At 67.9% G+C, this 26,004-nt stretch carries 20 protein-coding genes and 1 pseudogene; 16 read left to right on the top strand and 5 right to left on the bottom strand.

Annotated features, from left to right (window positions below; all coding sequences use genetic code 11):
• Positions 1 to 581: serine dehydratase beta chain (locus RN02_RS11580; RefSeq protein ID WP_043314643.1), on the bottom strand; the 581-nt coding region annotated here is incomplete at its 3' end.
• 382 nt (positions 582 to 963) lie between these two features.
• Here RN02_RS11580 and RN02_RS11585 point away from each other — a divergent pair.
• From RN02_RS11585 to choV, 4 genes are all read left to right on the top strand, one after another.
• The gene (locus RN02_RS11585) at positions 964 to 1,839 is read left to right on the top strand and encodes a choline ABC transporter substrate-binding protein (protein ID WP_372241070.1); all 876 of its coding nucleotides are present in this window, start codon (positions 964 to 966) and stop codon (positions 1,837 to 1,839) included.
• A gap of 220 nt (positions 1,840 to 2,059) precedes the next feature.
• On the top strand, positions 2,060 to 2,998 hold the full coding sequence (locus tag RN02_RS11590; RefSeq protein WP_009614794.1) for a choline ABC transporter substrate-binding protein: 939 nt from the start codon (positions 2,060 to 2,062) through the stop codon (positions 2,996 to 2,998).
• A gap of 41 nt (positions 2,999 to 3,039) precedes the next feature.
• Positions 3,040 to 3,879 carry a choline ABC transporter permease subunit gene (choW, locus tag RN02_RS11595; protein ID WP_009614795.1) on the top strand — a complete coding sequence of 280 codons (840 nt, stop codon included), beginning with the start codon at positions 3,040 to 3,042 and terminating at the stop codon, positions 3,877 to 3,879.
• A 6-nt stretch (positions 3,880 to 3,885) separates the two neighbouring features.
• Positions 3,886 to 5,064, top strand: a complete 1,179-nt coding sequence (choV, locus tag RN02_RS11600; RefSeq protein ID WP_009614797.1) for a choline ABC transporter ATP-binding protein — start codon at positions 3,886 to 3,888, stop codon at positions 5,062 to 5,064.
• 169 nt (positions 5,065 to 5,233) lie between these two features.
• On the opposite strand, the gene RN02_RS11605 is transcribed toward choV, so the two are convergent.
• The 4 genes from RN02_RS11605 to RN02_RS11620 form a co-directional block, all read right to left on the bottom strand.
• Positions 5,234 to 6,241, bottom strand: coding sequence for an alpha/beta fold hydrolase (locus RN02_RS11605; protein WP_043314644.1), 1,008 nt, complete (start codon positions 6,239 to 6,241; stop codon positions 5,234 to 5,236).
• 348 nt (positions 6,242 to 6,589) lie between these two features.
• Positions 6,590 to 7,438, bottom strand: coding sequence for a helix-turn-helix transcriptional regulator (locus RN02_RS11610; RefSeq protein WP_043314706.1), 849 nt, complete (start codon positions 7,436 to 7,438; stop codon positions 6,590 to 6,592).
• Between the two features lie 53 nt (positions 7,439 to 7,491).
• On the bottom strand, positions 7,492 to 8,910 hold the full coding sequence (locus tag RN02_RS11615) for an aminotransferase (RefSeq protein WP_043314645.1): 1,419 nt from the start codon (positions 8,908 to 8,910) through the stop codon (positions 7,492 to 7,494).
• Positions 8,911 to 9,095: 185 nt separating this feature from the next.
• Positions 9,096 to 10,199 carry a polyamine ABC transporter substrate-binding protein gene (locus tag RN02_RS11620; RefSeq protein WP_043314646.1) on the bottom strand — a complete coding sequence of 368 codons (1,104 nt, stop codon included), beginning with the start codon at positions 10,197 to 10,199 and terminating at the stop codon, positions 9,096 to 9,098.
• Between the two features lie 158 nt (positions 10,200 to 10,357).
• Between RN02_RS11620 and RN02_RS11625 the strand changes: the two genes are divergently transcribed.
• From RN02_RS11625 to RN02_RS11675, 12 genes and pseudogenes are all read left to right on the top strand, one after another.
• A complete protein-coding gene (locus RN02_RS11625) occupies positions 10,358 to 11,005 on the top strand; it encodes a TetR family transcriptional regulator C-terminal domain-containing protein (protein WP_009614807.1) in 648 nt (215 codons plus the stop codon).
• Between the two features lie 110 nt (positions 11,006 to 11,115).
• Entirely contained in the window at positions 11,116 to 11,856 is a 741-nt protein-coding gene (locus RN02_RS11630; protein WP_152623749.1) for a response regulator transcription factor, read from the top strand.
• Positions 11,857 to 11,858: 2 nt separating this feature from the next.
• Positions 11,859 to 12,641: a substrate-binding periplasmic protein gene (locus RN02_RS11635; protein WP_082033771.1), complete on the top strand. Its 783-nt coding sequence runs from the start codon at positions 11,859 to 11,861 to the stop codon at positions 12,639 to 12,641.
• Positions 12,638 to 14,839, top strand: a complete 2,202-nt coding sequence (locus RN02_RS11640; protein WP_043314649.1) for a hybrid sensor histidine kinase/response regulator — start codon at positions 12,638 to 12,640, stop codon at positions 14,837 to 14,839. The genes RN02_RS11635 and RN02_RS11640 overlap by 4 nt, the downstream gene beginning before the upstream one ends.
• A gap of 828 nt (positions 14,840 to 15,667) precedes the next feature.
• Positions 15,668 to 17,071: an amino acid permease gene (locus RN02_RS11645; protein WP_043314651.1), complete on the top strand. Its 1,404-nt coding sequence runs from the start codon at positions 15,668 to 15,670 to the stop codon at positions 17,069 to 17,071.
• A gap of 366 nt (positions 17,072 to 17,437) precedes the next feature.
• Entirely contained in the window at positions 17,438 to 18,226 is a 789-nt protein-coding gene (locus tag RN02_RS11650; protein WP_043314653.1) for an enoyl-CoA hydratase/isomerase family protein, read from the top strand.
• Between the two features lie 17 nt (positions 18,227 to 18,243).
• Positions 18,244 to 19,404 carry an acyl-CoA dehydrogenase family protein gene (locus RN02_RS11655; protein WP_043314654.1) on the top strand — a complete coding sequence of 387 codons (1,161 nt, stop codon included), beginning with the start codon at positions 18,244 to 18,246 and terminating at the stop codon, positions 19,402 to 19,404.
• 73 nt (positions 19,405 to 19,477) lie between these two features.
• Positions 19,478 to 21,568: an acetate--CoA ligase family protein gene (locus tag RN02_RS11660; RefSeq protein WP_043314656.1), complete on the top strand. Its 2,091-nt coding sequence runs from the start codon at positions 19,478 to 19,480 to the stop codon at positions 21,566 to 21,568.
• 132 nt (positions 21,569 to 21,700) lie between these two features.
• A pseudogene (locus RN02_RS11665) lies at positions 21,701 to 23,375 on the top strand (5-guanidino-2-oxopentanoate decarboxylase); the annotation flags it as partial.
• 54 nt (positions 23,376 to 23,429) lie between these two features.
• Positions 23,430 to 24,620 (top strand): pyridoxal phosphate-dependent aminotransferase, encoded by a 1,191-nt coding sequence (locus tag RN02_RS11670; protein WP_043314659.1) that lies wholly within the window; start codon positions 23,430 to 23,432, stop codon positions 24,618 to 24,620.
• Entirely contained in the window at positions 24,613 to 24,774 is a 162-nt protein-coding gene (locus RN02_RS33940; RefSeq protein ID WP_009614823.1) for an aldehyde dehydrogenase, read from the top strand. The genes RN02_RS11670 and RN02_RS33940 overlap by 8 nt, the downstream gene beginning before the upstream one ends.
• 189 nt (positions 24,775 to 24,963) lie before the next feature.
• Entirely contained in the window at positions 24,964 to 25,668 is a 705-nt protein-coding gene (locus RN02_RS11675) for an NAD(P)H-dependent oxidoreductase (protein ID WP_009614824.1), read from the top strand.
• The last annotated feature ends 336 nt before the right edge of the window (positions 25,669 to 26,004 follow it).

Raw genomic sequence — 26,004 nt, forward strand, 5'->3', positions numbered from 1 at the left:
ATCAGCTGGGACACGCGCAGGTTGTGGCGGCGGCACAGCTGCAGCAGCTCGGCGGCGCTGTTGAAGTCGTAGGGCAGGCGGGTGGCGTCCTGGTCGAGACTGCCGGTGGCGGCCTGCTCGGCATCGACGACGAAGCCGCCGCCGATGGAGTAATAGGTGTCGGCGTACAACTCGGCGCCGTTTTCGTAGGCGACCAGGCTCATGGCATTGGGGTGGTAGGGCAGGTTCTCCTCCAGCAGACGCATGTCGCGCACCCAGTCGAAGGCAATGCGCCGCTCGCCGGCCAGGATCAGTTCGCCGCTGCCGAGCAGTTCGGCCATGCGCGGGGCGATCTGGCTGGGATCGATGCGGTCGGGCCATTCGCCCATCAGGCCCATGATCACGGCGCGGTCGGTGCCGTGGCCGACGCCGGTGGCGGAGAGCGAGCCGTAGAGCTTCACTTCGACGCGGCTGACGCGGGGCAGCAACTGGCGCTCGCGCAGGGCGCCGACGAACAGGGCGGCGGCGCGCATGGGGCCGACGGTATGCGAGCTGGAAGGGCCGATACCGATCTTGAACAGGTCGAACACACTGATAGCCATGCCGGCCTCCGCAGGAACTGGGCGTGATGCGGAGCGCCCGCGGGCACTCCTGATGCGGGGCATCATCGGCCCTCGGCCGGCGGGGCCGGCGTCCGGCACCGACTTGGCCTTATCCAAAAGCGCCGCGACGTGCGACACGGGAAGAATCGTGCCAGGCGATGTCGCTAATGCGACAAATAATTATGAATTTGAGACTTGGTCGATAGACAACATCAATCGGTCGACAGCCCCATATTTCGGGGTGTTTCATGATGAACGGTCGACGAACGGCTAGGGTTTCGCCTTCGGACCTGCGCTTGACCCCTCCCCGTAATTGCTAGAGGCTGACCTCATGAAGTGTTTTCTGTTGTCGCTGTTGGCGTTACCCGTTCTTTGCTCAGGCCTGGCCCAGGCCGCCGAACCACAGTCCTGCTCGCTGGTCCGTTTCGCCGATGTCGGCTGGACCGACATCACCGTCACCACCGCCGTCACCCGCCTGGTGCTCAGTGAACAGGGCTACCGCACCAAGGTCGAGCGTCTCTCCGTCCCCGATACCTACAAGGCTATGGCCGAGAAGCGCATCGACGTCTTCCTCGGCAACTGGATGCCGAGCATGGCCGCGGACATCAAGCCCTACGCCGACAACGGCCAGGTGCAGACGGTGCGCGCCAACCTGGAGGGCGCCAAGTACACCCTCGCCGTTCCCCAGTATGCCTACGACGCCGGCCTGAAGAGCTTCGCCGACATCGCCAGGTTCAAGGAGCAGTTGGGCGGCAAGATCTACGGCATCGAGCCGGGCAACGACGGCAACCAATTGATCCGCAAGATGATCGCCGAGAAGGCCTTCGGCCTGGGCGACTTCCAGCTGGTGGAGTCCAGCGAGGCCGACATGCTCGCCTCGGTGCGCCGCGCCGGCGCCCTCAAGCAGCCGATCGTGTTCCTCGGCTGGGAACCGCACCCGATGAACACCCGCCTGCAGATGCGCTACCTGGAAGGCGGCGATGCCTATTTCGGCCCGAACTACGGCGGCGCCACCGTCTACACCAACGTCAGGGCCGGCTATCTTGATGAATGCCCGAACGTCGCGCAGCTGCTGCGCAACCTGAAATTCGACCTGGCCATGGAGAACCGCCTGATGGACGCGGTGCTCAATGAACGGAGCAATCCGCGCCAGGCCGCCAAGGACTGGTTGCAGGCCAACCCGCAGGTGCGCGATGCCTGGCTCAAGGGCGTGCAGCCGCGCGCCCAGGCCCAGTCCAAGGCCGTCGCCCAGCAGTGAGAGCGACGCCGCCGGGACGCCGGAACAGGGCCGTGGAACTGGATGCGACACCCCTGGTGCTGATTGCGACTTCGCCTGCACTGGTTGCGACGCACCCGGTATGCGGCGGATTTTTCCTGTTCCATGATCGTTTCCGAATCGACGAAGAAAGGGCCCGCGTCCCGGCGCGGCCCACCTAGAAACCCACGCAGATCGCCCCATCCCGTAGAGGAGTACGCTCATGAAAGGTTGCAAGTCTTTGCTACTGGCTGTGTCCCTGAGTACGCCGCTGGTGGTTCAGGCCGCTGAACCTGAGTCGTGCGGCACGGTTCGCTTCTCCGACGTCGGCTGGACCGACATCACCGTTACCACCGCGACCACTCGCCAGGTGCTGGAGTCGCTCGGCTACACCACCAAGGTGAACATGCTTTCCGTGCCGGTGACCTATCGCTCGCTGGCGAACAAGGACCTCGACGTCTTCCTCGGCAACTGGATGCCGAGCATGGCCAACGACATCAAGCCCTACGCCGACAACGGCTCGGTGGAAACCGTGCGGGCCAACCTGGAGGGCGCCAAGTACACCCTGGCGGTCACCCAGGCGGCCTACGACGGCGGGCTGAAGACCTTCGCCGACATCGCCAGGTTCTCCGACAAGCTCGGCGGCAAGATCTACGGCATCGAGCCGGGCAACGACGGCAACCGCCTGGTCCAGGGCATGATCGACAAGAACCAGTTCGACCTGGGCAAGTTCAAGCTGGTGGAGTCCAGCGAGGCCGGCATGCTCTCGCAGGTGGGCCGCGCCGACCGCCGCAGCCAGTGGATCGTGTTCCTCGGCTGGGAACCGCACCCGATGAACACCCGCTTCAAGATGCAGTACCTGCAGGGTGGCGATGATGTGTTCGGCCCCAACTACGGCGGCGCGACCATCTACACCAACGTGCGCAAGGGCTACGTCCAGGAATGCCCGAACGTCGGCAAGCTGCTGACCAACCTCACTTTCACCCTGGACATGGAAAACAAACTGATGGACGCCGTGCTCAACGAGGGCAAGAAGCCCGAGGACGCGGCCAAGGCCTGGTTGAAGGATCACCCGGAACTGCTCGATGCCTGGCTGGCTGGCGTCACCACGCGTGACGGCAAGCCGGCGCTCGCCGCGGCCAAGGTCGCTTTCGCCAAGTGACCCTGGCCGGTCGCTTCCACCTTGCTTGATGGGCCCGCACTATGTTTCTGACTGAACACAAGATCCCCCTCGGTGAGCACATCGCCGCCTTCGTCGACTGGCTCACCCGCCATGGTTCGGCGGTCTTCGACAAGATCTCGGACGTCCTCGAGTTCCTCATCCACGGTGTCACCGGCGGGTTGCTGTGGTTCCACCCGCTGCTGCTCACCGCCATCATGGTGGGCCTGGTGCACTTCATCCAGCGCAGCATCGGCCTGACGCTGTTCGCCCTGGCCTCGCTGCTATTGATCCTCAACCTGGGCTACTGGCAGGAAACCATGGAGACCCTGGCCCAGGTCATCTTCGCCACCCTGGTGTGCGTCGCCATCGGCGTGCCCCTGGGCATCCTCGCGGCGCACAAGCCCTGGTTCTACACCGCCCTGCGCCCGCTGCTGGACCTGATGCAGACGGTGCCCACCTTCGTCTACCTGATCCCCACCCTGACGCTGTTCGGCCTGGGTGTGGTGCCGGGCCTGATTTCCACTGTGATCTTCGCCATCGCCGCGCCGATCCGCCTGACCTGCCTGGGCATCCAGGACGTGCCGGCGGAGCTGATGGACGCCGGCAAGGCCTTCGGCTGCTCGCGTTGGCAGCTGCTGACCCGAATCGAACTGCCGCACGCCATGCCCAGCATCGGCGCCGGCATCACCCAGTGCATCATGCTGTCGCTGTCGATGGTGGTGATTTCCGCGCTGGTAGGCGCCGACGGCCTCGGCAAGCCGGTGGTGAACGCGCTGAACACCGCGGACATCTCCCTGGGCTTCGAGGCCGGCCTGGCCATCGTCCTGCTCGCCATCCTGCTCGACCGGGTGTGCAAGCAACGCTCGCTGCGGGGGAGGTAAGCAACCATGGCTGCGATTGAATTCAAGAACGTCGATGTGATCTTCGGCAAGAACACCAAGGAAGCCCTGCGCCTGCTCGACGAAGGCCTGGGCCGTCAGGAAATCCTCAAGCGCACCGGCCAGGTGCTGGGCGTGGAGGACGCCAACCTGGACGTCGAGCGCGGTGAAATCTGCGTGATGATGGGCCTGTCCGGCTCAGGCAAGTCGAGCCTGCTGCGCTGCATCAACGGCCTCAATACGGTCAGCCGCGGCAAGCTGCTGATCGAGCACGAAGGCCAGCAGGTGGACGTCGCCAACTGCTCGCCGGCGACGCTCAAGACCATGCGCACCAAGCGCATCGCCATGGTGTTCCAGAAGTTCGCCCTGATGCCCTGGCTGACCGTGGCCGAGAACATCGGCTTCGGCCTGGAGATGCAGGGCCGCCCGGCCGCCGAGCGCAAGAAGGTGATCGACGAGAAGCTCGAACTGGTGGGCCTGTCGCAGTGGCGCGACAAGCGCCCGGACGAACTCTCCGGCGGCATGCAGCAGCGCGTCGGCCTGGCCCGCGCGCTGGCCATGGACGGCGACATCCTGCTGATGGACGAGCCCTTCTCGGCGCTGGACCCGCTGATCCGCCAGCAGCTGCAGGACGAACTGCTGGTGCTGCAACGGCAGCTGCACAAGACCATCGTCTTCGTCAGCCACGACCTCGACGAGGCGCTGAAGATCGGTTCGCGCATCGCCATCATGAAGGACGGCCGCATCATCCAGCACAGCAAGCCCGAGGAGATCGTGCTGAACCCGGCGGACGACTACGTGCGCACCTTCGTCGCCCACACCAACCCGCTCAACGTGCTGTGCGGCTCCAGCCTGATGCGCGGCCTGGACCAGTGCCGCCGGCAGGACGGCGAGGTGTGCTTCGACCAGGGCCGCGACTGCTGGATCGGCCTCACCGAGACCAACCAGATCAAGACCGCGCGCCAGGGCAGCAACATCATCGACCTGCAGCAATGGCGCCCGGGCGACCCGGTGGAAAAGCTCAAGCACGAGCCGACCCTGGTGGACGTCAGCATCCGCATGCGCGACGCCCTGCAGATCCGCTACCAGACCGGCCACAAGCTGGTGCTGCAGGAGCAGAGCCGCGTGGTCGGCGTGCTCGGCGACAGCGAGCTGTACCACGCGCTGCTGGGCAAGAACCTGGGCTGACGGGGCCGAGGCAACGAAAACGCCGGGCAGATGCCCGGCGTTTTCGTTTTGCGCGGAGTTTCTCCTGCACTTCGTAGGATGGGTTGAGCGAAGCGATACCCATCGCCACGGCCGCATGGGTTTCGCAGGCTCAACCCATCCTACGAAGCGCCCATCGGTGCAGCCAGCCTCAATGCTTGAGCTCGGCCAGGCCCTTGAGCAGCGCCGCGTGGAAGGCCTGCGGGTCCTGGATCTGCGGCGCGTGGCCGAGCTTGTCGAACTCCACCAGGGTGGCGTGGGGGATGGCCTGGGCGGTGCGCTTGCCCAGCTCGGCGTAGTTGCCCAGCTTGGCGCGCAGCGGCTCGGGGGCGACGTCCTTGCCGATCGCGGTGTTGTCCTGGGTGCCGATCATCAGCAGGGTGGGCGCCTGGATCTGGCCGAACTCGTAGACCACCGGCTGGGTGAAGATCATGTCGTACTGCAGCGCCGAGTTCCACGCCACGCGCTCGTGGCCGGAGCCGTTGTACAGGCCGGCGAGCATGTTCACCCACTTGTCGTACTCCGGCTTCCACTGGCCGGCGTAGTAGGTGGCCTGCTCGTACTTGCGGATGCTTTCCGCGCTGGTCTTCAGCTCGCGCTCGTACCACTGGTCCGGGGTGCGGTAGGGCACGCCCAGGGCCTTCCAGTCCTCAAGGCCGATGGGGTTGACCAGCACCAGCTGCTCGACCTGCTGCGGGTACATCAGCGCGTAGCGCGCGGCGAGCATGCCGCCGGTGGAGTGGCCGAGCATGGTCACCTTGTGCAGCCTGAGCTTGTCCAGCAGGGCGTGGGTGTTGCTGGCCAGTTGCTGGAAGCTGTACTGGTAGTGCTCCGGCTTGGTCGACTTGCAGAAGCCGATCTGGTCCGGCGCCACCCCCCGGTAGCCGGCCGCGCTGAGGGCGGCGATGCTCGCCTCCCAGGTGCCGGCGCAGAAGTTCTTGCCGTGCAGCAGCACCACCGTGCGGCCGTTGGGCTTGGCCGGCTTCACGTCGATGTAGGCCATGTGCACGTGCTTGCCCTGGGAGGCGAAGCTGAAGTGTCCCACCGGGTAGGCGTAGTTGAAGCGTTCCAGTTCGGGACCGTAGTTCGGCCGGGTTTCGGCGGCCTGCAGCGGCAGGGCGGCGGCCAGCAGCAGGGCGGGGAGCCAGCGTCGGAACATGGGGTTTCCTCGGGAGGGCGGGGGAATGCTCTAGCATGCCTGGGGAGGCTTGAGGCTCACAAGGGCGTAGGGCGGATAACCGTTCGCGGTTATCCGCCGTTTGACCTACGACGGCGCTCTTCCTCCCATGTTAGGAGCAACTGTCTTGCAAGCCGCGCCGAGGTGCTCTTCGTAGGATGGGTTGAGCTTGCGAAACCCATGCGGTTGCGCTGATGGGTATCGCTTCGCTCAACACCATCCTACGAGAAGCCGTGCCTATCCGTATTCGTGCCTATCCGTATTGTAGGAGCGGGCCCTGCCCGCGAATCGCGCGCTCCTACAGGTGACTCCGTTCGCGATGGCGGCGTTTCAGGCCGGCCCGTCGCGGGTCAGCCAGTCGATGAACAGCGAGAACAGCTCCGCCTGGGAGTTGATCTCCAGCTTGGTGTAGAGGTGCTTGCGGTGCATGCGCACTGTCTCCGGCGAGATGTCCAGCACCCGCGCGCTGGACTTCACCGAGTGGCCGCGCAGCAGCAGGTGGGCGATTTCCCGCTCGCGTTCGGTCAGGCAGTCGCCGCCGAAGTTCATGAAGGCTTCGCGGATGTGCCGGTTCAGTGCCGCCGCCGGTGGCGCGCCGGCGTCGCCACCGGCCAGCAGCAGGTCGAGGCCGCCGCGGCTCTCGAACTGCCGGCACAGCTCGCGCACCAGCGGTAGAGCGGCGCGCAGCAGTTCGGTCTGTTCCTCGCTGAAGCGCGCGCCGCTACGGCCCTGGTACACGCACAGGGAAAGCTTGCGCTGGGCGTCGAGGTCGACGATGTAGTGGCTGTCTTCCACCGAGCCGCACTTGAGGTAGTAGGTCTTGTAGTACTCGCTGGCGAAGAAGTCGTCCGGGGCGATTTCCGCCAGCGGGTAGAAGCCCTCGGCCAGGCCGCCTTCCATGGCCAGGCAGAAGGGGTCGAGCAGGTAGCCGCGGGCGTAGTAGCGCTCGGTCAGCGGCTCGCGGTATTGCGCGGGGATGCCGTGCTGGAACAGGTGGCGCGGCGGCTGGCCCTTGCGCTCCAGGCCGAACAGCGAGGACTCGATGGGCACCAGCGCGCCGAGCGCCTCCACCAGCCGCGCCGGGAACTCCGCCGTGGCCACCGCCGCCATGGCGCGCGCCAGCCCCGCATGCCAGGCATGCAGGGCTGGGCTGTTGGGTGGGGTGGCCGGTGTGCTCATGGTCGGCAGCATACGGCCGCCGCCGACCAGGTGCAAAGCGCCGTGTCCGCGCATCAGTGCCCCGCGTAGTCGCCGCTGCGCTTGAGGTCCTCGGCAGTTTCGAGAATCGCCTCGCGCAGGGTGTCGACCACTTCGTCGACCTGCTCGCGGGTGATGGTCAGCGGCGGCGACATCACGTTCAGGTGCACGATGGGGCGCACCAGCAGGCCGCGCTTCTGCGCGCGCAGGTGGATCTTCTCGCCGATGTTCAGCTCCTCGGGGAACAGCGTCTTGCTGCGCTTGTCGGCGACGAACTCGACGCAGGCCATCAGCTTCTGGCAGCGCACGTCGCCCACCAGCGGCAGCTCGGCCAGCTCCTTCAGGCGCTGCTCCAGGTAGGCGCCGACGTCCTTGACGTGCTCCAGCAGGTTCTCGCGCTGGATGATCTCGATGTTCTTCAGCGCCGAGATGCAGCTCACCGGGTGCCCGCTGTAGGTGAAGCCGTGGCTGAAGCAGCGGCCCTGGTTCGGCTCGGCGATCACCTTCCAGATACGGCCGGAGAAGATGCACGCGCCCAGCGGCAGGTAGCCGGAGGTCAGGCCCTTGGCGGTGGTGATGATGTCCGGCTGCATGCCGAACACGTCCTCGGAGGCGAAGAACGCGCCCAGGCGGCCGAAGGAGGTCACCACCTCGTCGGCGACGTAGAGCAGGTCGTACTTCCGGCACACCTCCCACATGCGCTTGTGGTAACCCTTGGGCGGGATGATCACGCCGCCCGAGCCCATGATCGGCTCGGCGAAGAAGGCCGCCACGTTGTCCGCGCCCAGTTCCAGGATCTTGTCCTCGAATTCCTTGACCAGGAATTCCAGGAAATCGCCCTCGGTCATGCCCGCCGGCGCGCGGTAGGGATTGGGGCAGGAAATGTGGTGGATGAAGTCCTTGAGGAAGTCGAACTCGGCCGGGTGGTCGGCGACCTTGCCGCCGAGCGACATGGTCAGGAAAGTCGAGCCGTGGTAGGCGTTGACGCGGCTGATGATGTGCTTCTTGGCGTGCTTGCCGCGGCAGTTCTGGTAGTACTGGATCAGCCGGTAGGCGGTGTCCACGGCGGTGGAGCCGCCGGTGGTGAGGAACACGTGGTCGAGGTCGCCCGGGGCCAGTTCGGCGAGCTTTTCGCAGAGCTGGATGGCGGTGACGTTGGCCATGTCGCAGAAGGGGTTGGAGTAGGCCAGCTGGCGCACCTGCTCGGCGATGGCCTCGGCCATCTCCTCGCGGCCCAGGCCGATGTTGGTGCACCACATGCCGCCCACGGCGTCCAGGTAGCGGTTGCCCTTGGTGTCGTAGATGTAGGCGCCCTGGCCTGCGGCAATGTTCAGCGCGCCGTTCTCGCGGTGGTCGTCGAACACGTGGTAGCCGTGCACGTAGTGGGCCTTGTCGGCGGCGACCAGCTTTTCGTCATCGAACTGGGCGAAGAAGGCGGCGGATGGGGTGATCATGGCAGTACCTCGATAGTGCGGTTTCATCTCGTTAATTCCGTTTCCCTCTCCCTTGCCGGATCTTGTATCGCCTGAGCGCTTCAGGAGGGCGCCATCGGTCATCTCGGCACTATCGGCCCCCTCTCCCTTCAGGGCGGGGCGCGCAGCCGAGGGCTGGGGAGAGGGGGCTCTTGAAAGTCAGCTCATCAGGTCCCCGTCTTCACCGCATTCCACGTCCGGGTGATCAGCCGCGTGGCCTTGGGCCCCTGGACCTTCTGGGTGAACAGCCGCGAACGCGTCTCGGCATCCGGGTAGATCGCCGGGTCGTCGCGCACCCCGGCGGCCAGCAGCGGCTTGGCCGCGCCATTGCTGGTGGCGTAGCGGATGTAGTCGCTGACGTCGGCGGCCACCTTCGGCTGCAGCATGTACTCGATGAACTTGTGGGCGTTGGCCACGTGGGGCGCGTCGGCCGGGATGTAGAAGTCGTCGAACCAGATCAGCGAGCCTTCCCTGGGCACGAAGTAGCCCAGCTTGACCTTGGCCCCGGCCTCGTCGGCGCGGGCCTGGGCGGTGGCGTAGTCGCCGGACCAGGTCATGGCCATGCACTGGTCGCCGTTGGCCAGGCCGTTGAGGTAGCTGGTGGAGTCGAACTTGCGGATGTACGGGCGGATCGACTGCAGCAGGTCCTGGGCGGCCTTGAGGTCCTCGGGGTTGGCGCTGTTCGGGTCGCGCTTGAGGTAGGCCAGGGCCAGCGGGATGACGTCGGTGGGCGAGTCGATGATGGTCACCCCGCAGTCGGCGAATTTCGACACCACCTTGGGATCGAACAGCATCGCCAGCGAGCCGATGGGCGCGTCGGGCATGCGCTGCCTGATCTTCTCGATGTTGTAGGTGATGCCGTTGCTGCCCCAGGTGTAGGGCGCCGAGTACTGCACGCCCGGGTCGTAGTGGTCGAGGTGCTTGAGCACCTCGGCGTCGAGGTTGCTCCAGCTGGGCAGCTTGCTCTTGTCCAGCGGCTGGAACACCCCGGCCTTGAGCAGCGGCGGCACCAGCGCGGCGTTGAGCACCACCAGGTCGTAGCCGGAGCGGCCGGGCAGCAGCTTGCCCTGCACCGTCTCGTAGGAGTCGAAGGTGTCGTAGACCACCTTGATCCCGGTGGCCTTCTCGAAGTCGGCGATGGTGTGCTCGCCGATGTAGTCGGTCCAGTTGTACAGCCTCAGCGTTTTGCCGCCGTCGGCGTCCGCGGCCTGGCCGAGCAAGGGGCTCAGCAGCAGGGCCGTGCCCAGGATCGCTGCGCAGGATTTGTACATGTCACTCCCACCTGTGGTTGTTGTTCGAGGGTCGTGTCGGCTGTGGCCACTGTCCGCCGCCAGCCGTCGCCGGGCCATTCCCCGAATGGGTGGGTGGGGCTGGTATGCTGTTGCACATTCGTTCAGATTGGCGGCCTCGGACACAGGAGCGGCAGGCGATGAACCAGGCAGTGCGCTTTTCCCGGCTGGAACCCGAACAGCGCAAGGCGCTGCTGATCGAGGCCACCCTGGCGTGCCTGAAGCAGCACGGCTTCCAGGGCGCGTCGATCCGCAAGATCTGCGCCGAGGCCGGGGTTTCGGTGGGGCTGATCAACCACCACTACGCGGGCAAGGACGAGCTGGTGGCCGAGGCCTACCTGACGGTCACCGGGCGCGTCATGCAGTTGCTGCGCGAGGCCATCGACCAGGCCGCGCCGGACCCTCGCGCGCGCCTGTCGGCGTTCTTCCGCGCCTCGTTCAGCGCCGAACTGCTCGACCCGCAACTGCTCGATGCCTGGCTGGCGTTCTGGGGCGCGGTGAAGACCGCCGAGGCGATCAATCGTGCCCACGACCATTCCTACGGCGAGTACCGCGCCCTGCTGGCCCAGGCGCTGAACCAATTGGCCGAAGAGGAAGGCTGGGCCGACTTCGATGCCGACCTCGCCGCCATCGCCCTGTCCGCCATGCTCGACGGCCTGTGGCTGGAATCCGGGCTGAACCCCAACACCTTCAGCCCCGAGCAGGGTATCCAGGTCTGCGAAGCCTGGGTCGACGGCCTGCAGGCCGGCGGGCGGCAGCGCTTCAGCCGTCGGCCGGCGGACTGTTGATCGGCCGTTCAGCAATCGCTACTCTGCGCCGGCTCCTGGGAAATTTCCCATGGGCGCCCATCCTCTAATAAGAAATCCGCCGCGACCTCGCCGGCGGCCGCAGCAGGGTATTGGCGATGGCTCCCCGTGTACTGATCGTCGACGACGATCCGCTGATCCACGAACTCCTCCAGTCCTACCTCGCCGGGGAGGGCTACGAGGTGGCCTGCGCCAGCACCGCCGAACAGGCCGAGGCCAGCCTGGCCGAAGCCGAGCAGGGCGGCCCGCCGTTCGACCTGGTGCTGCTGGACATCCGCCTGCCCGGCAAGGACGGCCTGACCCTCACCCGCGAACTGCGCGTGCGCTCGGAGGTGGGCATCATCCTCATCACCGGGCGCAACGACGACATCGACCGCATCGTCGGCCTGGAATGCGGCGCCGACGACTACGTGATCAAGCCGCCGAACCCGCGCGAGCTGGTGTCGCGGGCGAAGAACCTGATCCGCCGCGTGCGCCATGCCCGCGCGCCGGCCACGGCAACGCCGGCGCGCCAGCCGCTCAAGCGCTTCGCCCAGTGGCGCCTGGACCCGGACCGGCGGCGCCTGGTCGACCGCGACGGCGGCGAAACCCTGCTCACCCACGGCGAGTTCCAGCTGCTCAGCGTATTCCTGCGCAACAGCGGCCACACCCTCAGCCGCGACCAACTGATGGACCAGATCCGCAACCGCGAGTGGCTGCCCAACGACCGCTCCATCGACGTGTTGGTCGGCCGCCTGCGCCGCAAGCTGCGCGACGACCCGGCCGAACCCGAGCTGATCATCACCATCCACGGCGCCGGCTACCTGTTCACCGCCGCCCCCTGCGACGCCTGAACGTGCGCTGGCTGGCCCTGCTCGCCCTGGCGCTGCTCGTCCTGGCCCGGGGCGGCCTGGCGCCGGCCGCCGAGCGCGTACGTTACTGCGACTATCCGGTGTACCCGCCGGTGTCCTGGAGCGATGGCCATGAAGTGCGCGGGCTGGCGCCGCAGGTGGTGAAGCGCGTGCTCGGCGGGCTCGGCTACGACGTGCAGGTGGTGGTGCTGGGCAACTGGAAACGCTGCCTGCTGGACGCCGCCGCCGGGCGCGTCGACGTGGTGCTGGCCTACCGCACGGCGCAGCGCGACCAGGGCCTGGCCTTCGCCGAGGCGCCGGTGCTGCGCGAGGAGGTGGCGCTGTTCTACAACCGCCGCAAACCGGTGCGCTTCCAGACGCTGGAGGACCTTTCCCGCTACCGCGGCGGCCTGCTTTTCGGCGAGAGCTATGGCGCCGAATTCGACCGCTTCGTCGCCAGCCACGACAATATCGAGTACGTCTCCGACAGCACGCAGAACTTCGGCAAGCTGATCCGCCAGCGCATCGACTTCATCCCCTACGAACGGCGCACCGGGCGGCTGCTGGTCGAGCGCCTGCCCGGCGGCGCGGACATAGTGGACGCGCCGCAACCGATCACCGTCGACTACCTGCGCCTGGCGGTGTCGCGGCATTCGCCGTTGCAGGCGCGCCTGGGCGAGATCGACAAGGCCCTGCAACGCCTGCAGGCCGACGGCAGCCTGGCGCGCTGGCTGGATGAGAGCGAGCGCGACTACCGCGCCATGCTCGCTACCGGGGCGCAACCATGAGAGCCCTGCGCGCCCCCGGCCCGCTGGCGCGGCGCCTGCTGCTGCGGGTGCTGGGCTTCAGCCTGTGCTTCACCCTGCTGGCCGGCGCGCTGCAGCTGTACCTGGAATACCGCCGCGAGATGCGCGACATCGAAACCCGCCTGGAGCTGATCCGCAGCGGCTACCTGGCCAGCTTCGAGCGCAGCCTGTGGGACCTCAACCAGGCCCAGCTCAACGTGCAGCTGCACGGCCTGGTGGACTTCCCCGACATCGCCTGGGCGAGCCTGGCCAGCGCCGACTTCAACCTGATCCAGGGCGACATCCAGGCCCCCGGCCCGCTGCGCGTCGAGCACTTCCCGCTCAGCTACCAGCCGCCGGACGGCGAACGCCGGGCCCTCGGCGAGCTGGCCGTGGCCATCGACCAGGGCGCCGTGTACCGCCGCCTTTGGCACGGCGGGCTGAGCAACCTGCTGTGGATGGGTCTGTTCCTCTGCGGCCTGGCGGTGGCCCTGAGCTGGCTGTTCCACAAGCTGGTGACGCGCCACCTGGAGCGCATGGCCGAGTTCGCCGGGCGCATGGCCGGCGGCGACCTGCAACAGCCGCTGCGCCTGGACAAGCGCATCCGCGCCGAAGACGACGAACTCGACACCGTGGCCCATTCCCTCGACGACATGCGCCAGGCCCTGCGCGAAGAGCGCGACGAGCTGCAGCGCCAGGTCGAGCGGCGCACCGCCAGCCTGCGCCGGGCCAAGGACGAGGCCGAGGCGGCCAACGAGGCGAAGAGCCGCTTCCTGGCCACCATGAGCCACGAAATCCGCACCCCGCTCAACGGCATCCTCGGCATGGCCGAACTGCTGCGCGACGCGCCCCTGGGCGAGCTGGAACGCAAGCGCCTGCACGCCCTGCACAAGGCCGGCGAGGGCCTGCTGGCAGTGCTCAACGAAGTGCTGCACTTCGCCAAGCTGGAGGACGGCGCCAGCCTGCCGGAGCCGGTGGACTTCGACCTCGGCGAGCTGCTCGACGAGGTGCTGACGCTGCTGGAACCCCGCGCGGCGGCCAATGCCACGCGCCTGTCGCTGCACCTGGACGACGACGTGCGCCGCCGTTGCCGCGGCGCCGAGCAGTTCCTCCGCCAGGTGCTGAGCAACCTGGTAGCCAACGCGGTGAAGTTCACCGAGGGCGGCGAAGTGCGCGTGGAGGTGGAACTGCTGGCGCAGCAGGGCGAAGGCCAGCGCCTGCGCTTCGCCGTGGTCGACGACGGCATCGGCATTCCCGAGGCGGTGCAGGCGCGCATCTTCGAACGCTTCATCCAGGCCAGCGAGGAAGTCACCCGCCGCTACGGCGGCAGCGGCCTGGGCCTGGCCATCAGCAAGCGCCTGGTGGAAGCCATGGGCGGACGCATCGGCGTGCGCAGCCGGGAAGGGCAGGGCAGCACCTTCTGGTTCGAGGTCGAGCTGCAAGCCGCGCTGGTTCCCGTGGTGGAACCGCAGGCGGCCCCGCGCAGCGAACGTGCCCTGAGCGTGCTGCTGGTGGAGGACGTGCCGCTCAATCGCGAAGTGGCCCAGGGCCTGCTGGAGCGCGACGGTCACGCCGTGCGCCTGGCCGAGGATGCCGAACCGGCGCTGGTCGCCTGTCGCGAGCAGGCCTTCGACCTGATCCTGCTGGACATGCACCTGCCCGGCCTGGGCGGTATCGAGTTGTGCCGGGTGATCCGCGGCCAGGAGGGTGGGCGCAACCGGGAAACGCCGATCCTCGCCTTCACCGCCAGCGTGCAGCCGGCGCTGGTGCGCACTTACTTCGAAGCTGGCATGCAAGGTGTGTTGGCCAAGCCGTTGCGTGTCGACGACCTGCGCCGTGCGCTGGCCAACCTGCATGCGCCTGTGCCCGAGCGTGAGGCGGATGGGGTGATCGACGAGCAGGTGCTGGCGACTCACCGCGAACTGCTGGGTGAGCACCGGGTGAGAGAATTGCTCGGTGTGCTGCGCGACCTGCTGGCGCAACAGCTGCCGCTGCTGCACGAAGCCATCCGCGCCGACGACGCCAGCGAGGCCGCCGGGCTGGCCCACCGCCTGGCGGGCAGTTGCCATTCCATGGGCCTGCGTGGCCTGGGCGAATGCCTGCACGGCCTGGAGGAAGCGGCCCTGGCTGGCGAACCGCTGCAAGCCTGGAGCGAAAGACTCGACACGCAACTCCACACCGCCAGGACGCACCTCCTGTAGGAGCGAGCTTGCTCGCGAACGGATTCCCCGGCGGCTGCGGTGCCATGCGGTTCGCGAGCAAGCTCGCTCCTACGAAAAGCATGCATAGCCGCATGGCTTACCGGGAGGCACACGTTCCCCCGCAGGCACGGACAGTCCCCTCTCCCTTCAGGGAGAGGGTTAGGGAGAGGGTTGCGGGCTCACCGGTGAGCTCTGTGCGTTCGGCTGACTCCGTCCCCTCTCCCCAGCCCTCGGCTGCGCGCCCCGCCCTGAAGGGCGATGGGGCCGTTCGGCAGGCTTGGATGTTTCGGAGTTAGCCGGTGCGTCCGGAAAGCCCCCGCTACAAATTCCTTTGCTCGCGAACGGATCTCCCGGCGGCTGCGGTGCCATGCGGTTCGCGAGCAAGCTCGCTCCTACGAAAGGCATGCATAGCCGCATGGCTTACCGGGAGGCACACGTTCCCCCGCAGGCACGGACAGTCCCCTCTCCCTTCAGGGAGAGGGTTAGGGAGAGGGTTGCGGGCTCCCAGATGAACTCCGTGCGTTCGGCTGACTCCGTTCCCTCTCCCCAGCCCTCGGCTGCGCGCCCCGCCCTGAAGGGCGAGGGGGGCGTTCGGCAGGCTTGGACGTTTCGGCGTCAGCCGGCACGCCAGTAAAGCCTGTTCGGAATACAAATTCCTTACAGCTTTTTACATCTTCGATCCCGCCGTTCAACGCGACCTTACATCCCCTTCGAATAATCCGGCGGTATCCGTGCCCCGAGCCACGGCCTCTGACTGATTGGAGATAACAACAATGATCCAACGTAGAGTTCCGCTTCGCCGCGCCCGCCGTCTACCGGAGGTGCGCCATGTCTGATTCGAAGATCCAGCTCACCCGCGCGCTCAAGAGCCGCCACATCTTCATGCTGTCCCTCGGCGGGGTGATCGGCACCGGGCTGTTCATGGGCGCCGGCGTCACCATCAACCAGGGCGGCCCGGCCGGCGCCGTGCTGGCCTACCTGGTGGCCGGGCTGCTGATGTACCTGGTGATGGTCTGCCTGGGCGAGCTGTCGGTGCAGATGCCCGTCTCCGGCTCCTTCCAGGCCCACGCCACGCGTTTCATCGGCCCGGCCACCGGGTTCATGATCGGCTGGGTGTACTGGATGAGCTGGGCCTCCACCGTCGGCCTGGAATTCACCGCCGCCGGCATGCTGATGACGCGCTGGTTCCCCGAGGTGCCGATCTGGCTCTGGTCGGGCTTCTTCGTGGTCGTGCTGTTCTCCCTCAACGCCCTGGCCACCCGCGCCTTCGGCGAGGCCGAGTACTGGTTCGCCGGGATCAAGGTGGCGGCCATCCTCGCCTTCATCATCGTCGGCGTGCTGGTGATCTTCGGCGGCATCCACCTGAACGACGGCGCACCGGCCCCCATGCTCAACAACCTGGCCGGCGACAGCCTGTTCCCCAATGGCCTGTCGGCAGTGTTCGCGGTGATGATGACGGTGGTCTACGCCTTCCAGGGCTGCGAGATCATGGGCGTGGCCGCCGGCGAGACCGACCAGCCGGAGAAGAGCATCCCCCGCGCCGTGCGCAACGTGGTGTTCCGCGTGCTGATCTTCTACGTGCTGGCGATCGTCGTGCTGGCCGCCATCGTCCCCTGGCAGCAGGCCGGGCTGGTGGAAAGCCCGTTCGTGCAGGTGTTCGACATGGTCGGCATCCCCTACGCGGCGGACCTGATGAACTTCGTCATCCTCACCGCCATCCTCTCGGTGGGCAACTCCGGCCTGTACGCCTCCACCCGCATCCTCTGGGCCATGTCCAAGACCGGCATGGCGCCCAAGGGCCTGTCCAAACTCAGTTCCCGCGGCGTGCCGCTGTACGCGCTGCTGATCAGCCTGGCCTTCGCCCTGCTCTCGCTGCTGACCAGCGTGGTCGCCGCCGACACCCTGTTCATGGTGCTGATGGCGGTGAGCGGCATGTCCGGCACCGTGACCTGGATCGTCATCGCCTACGCCCAGTACCGCTTCCGCCGCGAACACATGGCCAAGGGCGGCACGGTGGCCGACCTGAAATACGCCGCGCCGCTGTTCCCGCTGATCCCCCTGGCCTGCATCGCCATCTGCTGCGCGCTGTTCGTGTTCCTGGCCCTGGACCCGACCCAGCGCCCGTCGCTGTACTGGGGCTTCGGCTTCATCGCCGCCTGCTACCTGGCCTACTACGTGCTCAAGCGCAAGCGCCCGCAGGTGATCGATGAGGCGCTGCCGAGCGTCGGTTGAGCCCACGAAGCCCCGCCCCGCGGGGCTTTTCGCTTTTCGGCTTCTCGTAGGATGGCGTTGAGCGAAGCGATACCCATCAGCGCAACCGCATGGGTTTCGCAAGCTCAACGCCATCCTACGAAAAGCCGTGCTTCCTGGAACCGTAGGAGACTTCGTCCGCGAAGGCCCGCAGGGCCGTTTGTGCGAAGTTGTAACAAGGTCCCGGGGAAAACCCTTCCGAATCCCCACAGCCCCGCACCACGCGGCCTTCCCGCCGTCCGGCGGGGCGTTACAAGCCCCCCGAACGGGTGCATTGCCGTCTTGTTGAACACTTGTTTAGTATGGTGGCCAACACCGCCCTCATGCGACAACAACAACGAGGCCAGCATGACTCACGCATCCCCGCTCAGCCGGGTCCAGGACGGCATCGCCTGGATCACCCTGAACCGCCCCGAACAGCGCAACGCGCTGGACGTTCCCACGCTGAAGAACCTGCACGCGCTGCTCGACGCCTACGCCGTCGACCCGGCCGTGCGCGTCATCGTGCTGACCGGCGAGGGCCGCAGCTTCTGCGCCGGCGCCGACCTCGCCGAATGGGCCGAGGCCGAAGCGCGCGGCGAGCTGGAAACCTACGGCTGGACCGAAACCGCCCACGCCCTGATGACCCGCCTGCACGGCCTGGACAAGCCGACCATCGCCGCGGTCAACGGCACCGCCGTCGGCGCCGGCATGGACCTGACCCTGTGCTGCGACTTCCGCATCGCCGGCGCCTCGGCGCGCTTCAAGGCCGGCTACACCGGCATGGCCTACTGCCCGGATGCCGGCGCCAGCTGGCACCTGCCGCGGCTGATCGGCAGCGAAGCGGCCAAGCGCCTGCTGTTCCTCGACGAACTGTGGAACGCCGAGCGCGCGCTGAACGCCGGCCTGGTCGGCGAAGTGGTCGCCGATGACCAACTGCAGGCCCAGGTCGGCGAATTCGCCGCGCGCCTGGCCGCCGGCCCGACCTTCGCCTTCGCCCAGACCAAGCGCCTGATCCGCGACGGCGCCAACCGCACGCTGGCCCAGCAACTGGAGGCCGAGCAGGCCGCCGGGCTGCTCTGCGGCCGCAGCGAGGACGCCGCCGAAGCCCTGCGCGCCGTGGCCGAAAAACGCTCCCCCCACTTCCAAGGCCGTTGAGCGGCGAGGTATTCCCCATGGATTTCAAACTGACCCAGGAACAGGAAATGCTCGTCGAGGCGGTCAAGGCTTTCGTCGAGAAAGAGCTGCTGCCCCACGAGGAAGAAGTCGACCGCGCCGACGCGGTGTCGCCGGAACTCGCCGCGCAGATTCGCGGCAAGGCGCTGGCCGCCGGCTTCTACGCCTTCAACATGCCCGAGGAAGTCGGCGGCGGCGGCCTCGACTACCTGTCCCAGGCGCTGGTCGAGCGCGAGCTGTCCAAGGTCTCCTGGGCGCTGCACGTGTTCGTCGCGCGGCCCTCGAAAATCCTCATGGCCTGCAAGGGCCAGCAGGTGCAGGACTACCTGCTGCCCTGCGTGAACGGCGAGAAGATCGACTGCTTCGCCCTCACCGAGCCGGGCGCCGGCTCCGACGCCAACTCGATCAAGACCCGCGCCGTGCGCGACGGCGACGACTTCGTCATCAACGGTGCCAAGCACTTCATCAGCCACGCCGGCCACGCCGACTTCGCCATCGTCTTCGCCGTCACCGACAGCTACGAGCGCAACGGCAAGAAGCGCAACGCCGTGACCGCCTTCCTGGTCGACAAGGGCAGCGCCGGCATGACCGTGCGCCGCGGCCCGAAATGCGTCAGCAACAAGGGCTACCACACCTACGAAATCTTCTTCGACGACTGCCGCGTGCCGGCCTCCAAGGTCCTCGGCGAAGTCGACAAGGGCTGGGAAGTGGCCAACGCCTGGCTCACCGCCGGCCGCGTGATGGTCGCCGCCAACTGCGTCGGCCAGGCCCAGCGCGCCATGGACCTGGCCCTGCAATGGTCGGCCGACCGCAAGCAGTTCGGCCAGGCCATCGGCAGCTACCAGGGCATTTCCTTCAAGCTGGCCGACATGGCCACGCAGATCCGCGCCGCCGAGCTGATGACCCTGCACACCGCGTGGAAGATGGACCAGGGCAGCATGACCGACGGCGAGGCCGGCATGGCCAAGCTGTTCGCCAGCGAAGTGCTCGGCAAGGTCGCCGACGAGACCGTGCAGATCTTCGGCGGCATGGGCCTGATGGACGAAGGCCCGGTGGAACGCATCTGGCGCAACGCTCGCATCGAGCGCATCTGGGAAGGCACCTCGGAAATCCAGCGCCACATCATCTCCCGCGAACTGCTGCGGCCGCTGCTGCGCTGATCCTCGCTCCCCTCTCCCGCTTGCGGGAGAGGGGCTGGGGGAGAGGGCAACGAGCCTTGCACCGAGACCTGATATGAACACAGAGAACCTCAAGCGCCTGCTGGCGCCCCGTCACCTGGCCTTCATCGGCGGCCGCAGCATGGCCCGCGCGCTCAAGCGCTGCGCCGAGGGCGGCTTCGCCGGGCCGCTGTGGCTGGTCAACCCGCAATACGACGAGCTGGAAGGCGTGCCCTGCGTGCGCAGCATCGCCGAACTGCCCGAAGGCCCGGACGCGGTGTTCGTCGCCACCAACCGCGACCTGACCCTGAACGCGGTTGCGGAGTTGGCCGCCAAGGGCGCCGGCGGCGCCATCTGCTACGCCTCCGGCTTCGCCGAAACCGGCGCCGAAGGCCAGGCCCTGCAACAGCGCCTGCTCGATGTGGCCGGCGACATGGCCCTGCTCGGCCCCAACTGCTACGGCCTGCTCGACTACCTGCACGGCGCCGCGCTGTGGCCGGTGGCCCACGGCGGGCACATCGTCGAGAAGGGCGTGGCGGTGCTGACGCAGAGCGGCAACTTCGCCTACAACCTGTCGATGAGCGACCGCTCGCTGCCCATCGCCTACATGGCCTCGGTGGGCAACCAGGCGCAACTGGGCGTGGCCGAGCTGATGGACGTGCTGCTCGACGAGCCGCGCGTCACCGCCATCGGCCTGCACCTGGAAGGCCTGAAGAACGTCCCCGGCTTCGCCCGCGCCGCCTACAAGGCGCTGCAGAAGGGCATCCCGGTGATCGCGCTGAAGACCGGCGTGTCGCAGATCGGTGCGGAACTGGCGCTCAGCCACACCAGCTCGCTGGCCGGCTCCGACGCGCTGTACGACGCGCTCTTCGACCGCCTCGGGGTGATCCGCGTGAGCGGCCCGGTGAGCTTCATCGAAACCCTCAAGGCCGCCGCCTGCGGCAACCTGCCGGCCGGCCCGAGCCTGGCCGCGCTGGCCTGCTCCGGCGGCGACGCCGGGCTGATCGCCGACTACGCCGAACGCAACGGCCTGCCGTTGCCCAGGCTGGTCGACGCGCAGCGCGCCGAACTGGCCCAGGTGCTGCCGGACTACGCCAACATCGCCAACCCGCTGGACTTCACCACCGCCATCTGGGGCGACGGCCCGGCGCTGGAGAAGATGCTCGACAGCGCCCTGCAGACCCCCGCCGACGCGGCCCTGCTGGTGCTCGACTACCCCGGCGAGGAAACCGGCGAACGCCCGCAGTGCGACCTGTTGCTGGAACTGTATTGCGCAGCGCTGAAGCGCCACGACAAGGTCGGCTTCATCGCCTCGGCGCTGCCCGAACTGCTGCCGGCCCACGCCCGCGAACTGCTGCACGGCCACGGCGTGGCGGCGTTGCAGGGCGTGGAAGACGGCCTGGCCGCCTGGGGCCGCATCGCCCACTACCGCCAACGCCGCGACGCGCTGCTGGCCCGTGGCGAGGCGGCGCTGGTGCCGCTGTGCCCGCAGGCCATCGACCGCCAGGGCCGGCTGCTCGACGAGTGGCAGTCCAAGCAGGCGCTGAAACCCTTCGGCCTGCCGCTGCCGGCCGCCGTGCTCAGCACCCCCGGCCAGGCCCGCGAGGCCGCCGCCGACCTGGGCTACCCGCTGGTGCTCAAGGCGGTCAGCGCCGAGCTGCCGCACAAGACCGAGGCTGGCGGCGTGGCGCTCAACCTGCGCAACGAGGCGGCCCTGGAAGCGGCGCTGTTCGACATGCGCGAGAACCTGGCGAAGCACGCACCGCAGCTGAAGTTCGAGCAAGTGCTGCTGGAACGCATGGCCAGCCCGCCGCTGGCCGAGCTGATCGTCGGCATCAAGCGCGAGGTCGGCTTCGGCCTGGCCCTGGTGCTGGGCGCCGGCGGCATCCTCGTCGAGTTGCTCAAGGATAGCCGCAGCCTGCTGCTGCCGACCACCGACGCGGCCATCCGCGACGCCCTGCTGGGCCTGCGCAGCGCACCGCTGCTCAGCGGCTTCCGCGGCCGCCCGGCGGTGGACATGGACAAGCTGGTGGACGCCATCCGCGCGGTGGCCGACTACGCCTGCGAACACGCCGACAGCCTGCTGGAGCTGGACGTCAACCCGCTGCTGGTCAACGCCGAAGGCGCCGTGGCGGTGGATGCGCTCATACGGCTGGCCGACGCCTGAGGAGCTGAAGGGGAACACGAACGCTCCCCTCTCCCTTCAGGGAGAGGGGCTGGGGGAGAGGGTGGCGGGCCGACGCACCGATGCGGCCGGCGAAGAGCCCCTCTCCCCAGCCCTCTCCCGCAAGCGGGAGAGGGGGCAAGAGCGCTACGGCGCGAACGGCGATCACACACGTCGCCGGACAGACGAGGATTTGCCCATGCAACAACAGAAGACCCTCACCGGCGGCCAGGCCCTGGTCCGCCTGCTGGCCAACTACGGCGTCGATACCGTGTTCGGCATCCCCGGCGTGCACACCCTGGAGCTGTACCGCGGCCTGCCCGGCAGCGGCATCCGCCATGTGCTGACGCGCCACGAGCAGGGCGCCGGTTTCATGGCCGACGGCTACGCCCGTGTCAGCGGCAAGCCCGGCGTGGCCTTCATCATCACCGGCCCGGGGGTGACCAACGCCGCCACCGCCATCGGTCAGGCCTATGCCGACTCGGTGCCGCTGCTGGTGATCTCCAGCGTCAACCACACCGCCAGCCTCGGCAAGGGCTGGGGCTGCCTGCACGAGACCCAGGACCAGCGCGCCATGACCGCGCCGATCACCGCCTTCTCGGCAGTCGCCTTGACCCCGGAAGACCTGCCCGAGCTGATCGCCCGCGCCTACGCCGTGTTCGACAGCGAGCGCCCGCGCCCGGTGCACATCTCGGTGCCGCTGGACGTGCTCGCCGCGCCCATCGCCCGCGACTGGACGAATGAAGTGGTGCGCCGCGCCGGCCGTGGCCAGCCCGCCGCCGACGCGCTGCGCCAGGCTGTGGATAAACTCGCCGCGGCCAAGCGCCCGATGATCATCGCCGGCGGCGGCGCGCTGCATGCCGCCGACGCCCTGGCCGCGCTCAGCGAACGCCTGGCCGCGCCGCTGTTCACCAGCGTCGCCGGCAAGGGCCTGCTGGCCCCGGAAGCGCCGCTGTCCGCCGGCGCAACCCTGTGTACCCAGGCCGGCTGGGACATGATCGCCGAGGCCGACGTGGTGCTGGCCATCGGCACCGAGATGGCCGACACCGACTACTGGCGCGAGCGCCTGCCGCTGAACGGCGAGCTGATCCGCGTCGACGTCGATTCGCGCAAGTTCAACGACTTCTACCCCAGCGCCGTGGCCCTGCTGGGCGATTCGAAGGCCACCGCCGAAGCGCTGCTCGCCGCGCTGCCGGCCGCCAAGCGCGACGCCGGCAGTGCCAGCGACCGTGTCGCCCAGCTGCGCCAGCAACTGGATGCCAGCCACGCGCCGCTGCAGCTTATCCACAAGGCGATCCTCGAACGCATCGCCAAGGCGCTGCCGGCCAACGCCTTCATCGCCAGCGACATGACCCAACTGGCCTACACCGCCAACTACCTGTACCCCAGCCAGGCCCCGCGCGGCTGGCTGCACCCCACCGGCTACGGCACCCTCGGCTACGGCGTGCCGGCCGGCATCGGCGCCAAGTTCGGCGCGCCGGAGCGCCCCGGCCTGGTGCTGGTGGGCGACGGCGGCTTCCTCTACACCGCCCAGGAACTGGCCACCGCCACCGAGGAGCTGGACAGCCCGCTGGTGGTGCTGCTGTGGAACAACGACGCCCTCGGGCAGATCCGCGACGACATGCTCGGCCTGGATATCGAGCCGGTCGGCGTGCTGCCGCGCAACCCGGACTTCGCCCTGCTCGGCCGCGCCTACGGCTGCGAGATGCGCCAGCCGCAGAGCCTGGACGAGCTGGAGCGCGACCTGTGCGAAGGTTTCGCCCACCCCGGCGTGACCCTGATCGAGCTGAAACACGCCTGCGCGAAGTAGGCCCCGTTGCACCCGCCGGGGCGCAGGCCCCGGCGCATTGAAGGACTCTCCGTCATGCGCTTCTCGAACCTCACCCAACGCATCGCAGGCCCCGGCGCCGCCGCCTGGGACATCCACTACCGCGCCCTGGCGCGCCTGGAGCAGGGCGACGACATCCTGCTGCTGTCGGTGGGCGACCCCGACTTCGACACCCCGGCGCCCATCGTGCAGTCGGCCATCGACAGCCTGCTGGCCGGCAACACCCACTACTCCGACGTGCGCGGCAAGCGCAACCTGCGCGAGGCCATCGCCAGCCGCCACACGCAACGCAGCGGCCAGGCGGTGGATGCGAACAATGTCGTGGTGCTGGCCGGCGCGCAGTGCGCGCTCTACGCCGTGGCGCAGTGCGTGCTGAACCCGGGCGACGAGGTGATAGTCGCCGAACCCATGTACGTCACCTACGAGGCGGTGTTCGGCGCCTGCGGGGCCAAGGTGGTGCCGGTGTCGGTGCGCTCCGAGCACGGCTTCCGCGTGCAGGCCGAGGACGTGGCCAGGCTGGTCACCCCGCGCACCCGCGCCATCGCCATCAACAGCCCGCACAACCCCTCCGGCGCCAGCCTGCCGCGGGCGACCTGGGAGGCACTGGCCGAGCTGTGCATCGAACACGACCTGTGGATGATTTCCGACGAGGTCTACAGCGAACTGATATTCGACGGCGAGCACGTCAGCCCGGCCAGCCTGCCGGGCATGGCCGAGCGCACCGCGACCCTCAACAGCCTGTCCAAGTCCCACGCCATGACCGGCTGGCGGGTGGGCTGGGTGGTCGGCCCGCAGGACCTCTGCGGCCATCTGGAAAACCTCGCGCTGTGCATGCTCTACGGCTCGCCGGACTTCGTCCAGGACGCCGCCTGCACCGCGCTGGAAGCCCAGCTGCCGGAGCTGGAAGCCATGCGCGAGGCCTACCGCCAGCGCCACGACCTGGTGCTCGACTGCCTCGCCGATTGCGTCGGCCTGCGCGCCCTGCGCCCGGACGGCGGCATGTTCGTAATGGTCGACATCCGCCCCACCGGCCTCTCCGCCCAGGACTTCGCCGACCTGCTGCTGGACCGCCACGGCGTCTCGGTGCTGGCCGGCGAAGCCTTCGGCCCCAGCGCCGCCGGGCACATCCGCCTGGGCCTGGTGCTCGGCGCCGAGCCGCTGCGCGAAGCCTGCCGGCGCATCGCCCTGTGCGCCGCCGAACTGCTCAAGGAGAAGCGCTATGCATGACCGCCTGCAGCTGTACATCGACGGCGCCTGGGTGGCGCCGCAAGGGCAGGGCCTGGCCGAGGTGCAGAACCCGGCCACCGAGCAGACCATCGGCCGCGAGTGGGGCGAGGAAGGTCTGGCGGAGTTCGTCGAACACAAGGCCATTCAACTCTGAACGCCTGAAGAGCACCCTCTCCCCAGCCCTCTCCCGCAAGCGGGAGAGGGGGCAAAAGCAGTCCAGCGTGGCGGTGAAGTTTCGCGCTGGCACGGATAGCTCCCCTCTCCCTTCGGAGCGGGGCGCGCAGCCAGGGGCTGGGGGAGAGGGCAACGCCCAGCGCCGATGCCCGACCATCAAGGAATCCACATGAACGTACTGATCGTCCACGCCCACAACGAACCCCAGTCCTTCAGCACCGCGCTGTACAAGCTGGCCGAGGAAACCCTCAAGGGCCAGGGCCACGAAGTGCAGGTCTCCGACCTCTACGCGATGAACTGGAACCCGGTAGCCAGCGCCGCCGACTTCGGCGCGCGCGCCAACCCGGACTACCTGGTCTACGCCCTGGAGCAGCGCGAAGGCGCCAAGCACCAGACCATCGCCGCCGACATCCAGGCCGAGCTGGACAAGCTGCTCAGGGCGGACCTGGTGATCTTCAACTTCCCGATCTACTGGTTCTCCGCCCCGGCCATCCTCAAGGGCTGGTTCGACCGCGTGCTGGTCTCGGGCATCTGCTACGGCGGCAAGCGCTTCTACGACCAGGGCGGCCTGGCCGGCAAGAAGGCGCTGGTCACCGTCACCCTCGGCGGGCGCGAGCACATGTTCGGCGAAGGCGCCATCCACGGCCCGCTGGAAGACATGCTGCGGCCGATCCTGCGCGGCACCCTGGCCTACACCGGCATGACGGTGCTGCCGCCCTTCGTCGCCTGGCACGTGCCCTACATCGGCAACGACGCGCGCCAGGACTTCCTGCGCCAGTACCAGGACCGCCTGCAGCACCTGGAGGGCGACCAACCGCTGGAATTCCCGCGCCTGGCGCAGTTCGACGAACGCCTCTATCCGCTGCCGCGCTGACTGGCACGCCTCGATGCCGTGGCGCACCGTCGTAGGATGGTGTTGAGCGAAGCGATACCCATCACCGCGACCGCATGGGTTTCGCAAGCTCAACCCATCCTACGAAAGCACCTCGGCGCCGCCTGCAAACGAAAAAAGGCGCACATCAATCAAGACATGCGCCTTTGGAGGAAAAGGGCAGCCGCTGCAGCGGGGTATGCGCGGGGGAGTGTTGGCAAGCGGCTGGTGTGCCGGGTGCCAGACGATAGGCCTGATGGACCCATCGCTGCTGCAGCGACCTGGTTGCCACTATACCCGGCAACTGTCGCGGGAAAATGACCCTATACTGCGATTCAG

The sequence above is a fragment of the Pseudomonas sp. PI1 genome, from assembly GCF_000812405.1.
GTDB classification, from domain to species: domain Bacteria; phylum Pseudomonadota; class Gammaproteobacteria; order Pseudomonadales; family Pseudomonadaceae; genus Pseudomonas; species Pseudomonas citronellolis.

What these genes read in the sequence shown, in the direction of transcription:
- RN02_RS11590 (WP_009614794.1), top strand. Translation starts at nt 2,060, where the DNA reads ATGAAAGGTTGCAAGTCTTTGCTACTGGCTGTGTCCCTGAGTACGCCG.
- choW (WP_009614795.1), top strand. Translation starts at nt 3,040, where the DNA reads ATGTTTCTGACTGAACACAAGATCCCCCTCGGTGAGCACATCGCCGCC.
- choV (WP_009614797.1), top strand. Translation starts at nt 3,886, where the DNA reads ATGGCTGCGATTGAATTCAAGAACGTCGATGTGATCTTCGGCAAGAAC.
- RN02_RS11605 (WP_043314644.1), bottom strand. Translation starts at nt 6,241, where the DNA reads ATGTTCCGACGCTGGCTCCCCGCCCTGCTGCTGGCCGCCGCCCTGCCG.
- RN02_RS11610 (WP_043314706.1), bottom strand. Translation starts at nt 7,438, where the DNA reads ATGAGCACACCGGCCACCCCACCCAACAGCCCAGCCCTGCATGCCTGG.
- RN02_RS11615 (WP_043314645.1), bottom strand. Translation starts at nt 8,910, where the DNA reads ATGATCACCCCATCCGCCGCCTTCTTCGCCCAGTTCGATGACGAAAAG.
- RN02_RS11620 (WP_043314646.1), bottom strand. Translation starts at nt 10,199, where the DNA reads ATGTACAAATCCTGCGCAGCGATCCTGGGCACGGCCCTGCTGCTGAGC.
- RN02_RS11625 (WP_009614807.1), top strand. Translation starts at nt 10,358, where the DNA reads ATGAACCAGGCAGTGCGCTTTTCCCGGCTGGAACCCGAACAGCGCAAG.
- RN02_RS11640 (WP_043314649.1), top strand. Translation starts at nt 12,638, where the DNA reads ATGAGAGCCCTGCGCGCCCCCGGCCCGCTGGCGCGGCGCCTGCTGCTG.
- RN02_RS11645 (WP_043314651.1), top strand. Translation starts at nt 15,668, where the DNA reads ATGTCTGATTCGAAGATCCAGCTCACCCGCGCGCTCAAGAGCCGCCAC.
- RN02_RS11650 (WP_043314653.1), top strand. Translation starts at nt 17,438, where the DNA reads ATGACTCACGCATCCCCGCTCAGCCGGGTCCAGGACGGCATCGCCTGG.
- RN02_RS11655 (WP_043314654.1), top strand. Translation starts at nt 18,244, where the DNA reads ATGGATTTCAAACTGACCCAGGAACAGGAAATGCTCGTCGAGGCGGTC.
- RN02_RS11660 (WP_043314656.1), top strand. Translation starts at nt 19,478, where the DNA reads ATGAACACAGAGAACCTCAAGCGCCTGCTGGCGCCCCGTCACCTGGCC.
- RN02_RS11670 (WP_043314659.1), top strand. Translation starts at nt 23,430, where the DNA reads ATGCGCTTCTCGAACCTCACCCAACGCATCGCAGGCCCCGGCGCCGCC.
- RN02_RS33940 (WP_009614823.1), top strand. Translation starts at nt 24,613, where the DNA reads ATGCATGACCGCCTGCAGCTGTACATCGACGGCGCCTGGGTGGCGCCG.
- RN02_RS11675 (WP_009614824.1), top strand. Translation starts at nt 24,964, where the DNA reads ATGAACGTACTGATCGTCCACGCCCACAACGAACCCCAGTCCTTCAGC.